Origin of the sequence: Nocardia brasiliensis IFM 10847 (assembly GCF_000710915.1) — a bacterium.
Classification (GTDB): Bacteria; Actinomycetota; Actinomycetes; order Mycobacteriales; family Mycobacteriaceae; genus Nocardia; species Nocardia brasiliensis_A.
The window spans coordinates 1-2,330 of the sequence record NZ_BAUA01000198.1; the positions used below are offsets into that span (position 1 = coordinate 1).

2 rRNA genes are annotated in these 2,330 nt (G+C 56.0%); both read left to right on the forward strand.

What is annotated here, in order from left to right:
• Nucleotides 1-205: 205 nt before the first annotated feature.
• Nucleotides 206-1,724 (forward strand): 16S ribosomal RNA (locus NBRGI_RS39495).
• Between the two features lie 329 nt (nucleotides 1,725-2,053).
• A 23S ribosomal RNA gene (locus tag NBRGI_RS39500) occupies nucleotides 2,054-2,330 on the forward strand; the annotation flags it as partial.

Sequence of the window (2,330 nt, forward strand, 5' to 3'; positions counted from 1 at the left end):
TGTGTGCGTGTGTTCTTTGAGAACTCAATAGTGTGTCGATGAATGTCAGTGCCAATTATTTATTGGTTCCGGCCTCTCTGGACCCCCGTCTGGGTGAGGTTGGACATTTAGTCAGCAAATACTTTTGCTGGCGTTTTGTTTTGCTAGGTTTTCGGACTCTAGTTTAGATATTTCTGATCGGCCCCTCGGGGTTGGTTGAGAGTCTTCAACGGAGAGTTTGATCCTGGCTCAGGACGAACGCTGGCGGCGTGCTTAACACATGCAAGTCGAGCGGTAAGGCCCTTCGGGGTACACGAGCGGCGAACGGGTGAGTAACACGTGGGTGATCTGCCTCGCACTTCGGGATAAGCCTGGGAAACTGGGTCTAATACCGGATATGACCTTTCAGTGCATGCTGTTGGGTGGAAAGATTTATCGGTGCGAGATGGGCCCGCGGCCTATCAGCTTGTTGGCGGGGTAACGGCCCACCAAGGCGACGACGGGTAGCCGACCTGAGAGGGTGACCGGCCACACTGGGACTGAGACACGGCCCAGACTCCTACGGGAGGCAGCAGTGGGGAATATTGCACAATGGGCGAAAGCCTGATGCAGCGACGCCGCGTGAGGGATGACGGCCTTCGGGTTGTAAACCTCTTTCGACAGGGACGAAGCGCAAGTGACGGTACCTGTAGAAGAAGCACCGGCCAACTACGTGCCAGCAGCCGCGGTAATACGTAGGGTGCGAGCGTTGTCCGGAATTACTGGGCGTAAAGAGCTTGTAGGCGGTTTGTCGCGTCGTCCGTGAAAACTTGGGGCTCAACCCCAAGCTTGCGGGCGATACGGGCAGACTTGAGTACTTCAGGGGAGACTGGAATTCCTGGTGTAGCGGTGAAATGCGCAGATATCAGGAGGAACACCGGTGGCGAAGGCGGGTCTCTGGGAAGTAACTGACGCTGAGAAGCGAAAGCGTGGGTAGCGAACAGGATTAGATACCCTGGTAGTCCACGCCGTAAACGGTGGGTACTAGGTGTGGGTTTCCTTCCACGGGATCCGTGCCGTAGCTAACGCATTAAGTACCCCGCCTGGGGAGTACGGCCGCAAGGCTAAAACTCAAAGGAATTGACGGGGGCCCGCACAAGCGGCGGAGCATGTGGATTAATTCGATGCAACGCGAAGAACCTTACCTGGGTTTGACATACACCGGAAACCTGCAGAGATGTAGGCCCCCTTGTGGTCGGTGTACAGGTGGTGCATGGCTGTCGTCAGCTCGTGTCGTGAGATGTTGGGTTAAGTCCCGCAACGAGCGCAACCCTTGTCCTGTGTTGCCAGCGGATTATGCCGGGGACTCGCAGGAGACTGCCGGGGTCAACTCGGAGGAAGGTGGGGACGACGTCAAGTCATCATGCCCCTTATGTCCAGGGCTTCACACATGCTACAATGGCCGGTACAGAGGGCTGCGATACCGTGAGGTGGAGCGAATCCCTTAAAGCCGGTCTCAGTTCGGATCGGGGTCTGCAACTCGACCCCGTGAAGTTGGAGTCGCTAGTAATCGCAGATCAGCAACGCTGCGGTGAATACGTTCCCGGGCCTTGTACACACCGCCCGTCACGTCATGAAAGTCGGTAACACCCGAAGCCGGTGGCCTAACCCCTTGTGGGAGGGAGCCGTCGAAGGTGGGATTGGCGATTGGGACGAAGTCGTAACAAGGTAGCCGTACCGGAAGGTGCGGCTGGATCACCTCCTTTCTAAGGAGCATCTCCAATGTCGTTGCCGCGTAGGTGGTTCGACGACTTGGCAGAGCCGCTTAGTCTTCATATGTAGGGCTGCGGAGCTCATGGGTGGAACGCTGACAAGTTCATCGCATCGTGATCGGAGCCATGTCTTCGGTCCGCGGTGATATACCGACACACTATTGGGTCCTGAAAGAACACGCGGTAAGCGGGTTTTTTTCAGGCAAGATAACGACAGGACTTGGTCCGCAGTCATACCGCGAGGGTTTCCTCGGCTGGTGCTGCAGGTGGGCTGAGTTTTGTGTGTTGTTTGAGAACTGCACAGTGGACGCGAGCATCTTTGTTAGTAAGTGTTTAAGAGCGTACGGTGGATGCCTTGGCACCAGGAGCCGATGAAGGACGTAGGAGGCTGCGATAAGCCTCGGGGAGCTGTCAACCGAGCTGAGATCCGAGGATTTCCGAATGGGGAAACCCAGCACGAGTGATGTCGTGTTACCCGCATCTGAATATATAGGGTGTGTGGAGGGAACGTGGGGAAGTGAAACATCTCAGTACCCACAGGAAGAGAAAACAATAGTGATTCCGTGAGTAGTGGCGAGCGAAAGCGGAAGAGGCTAAACC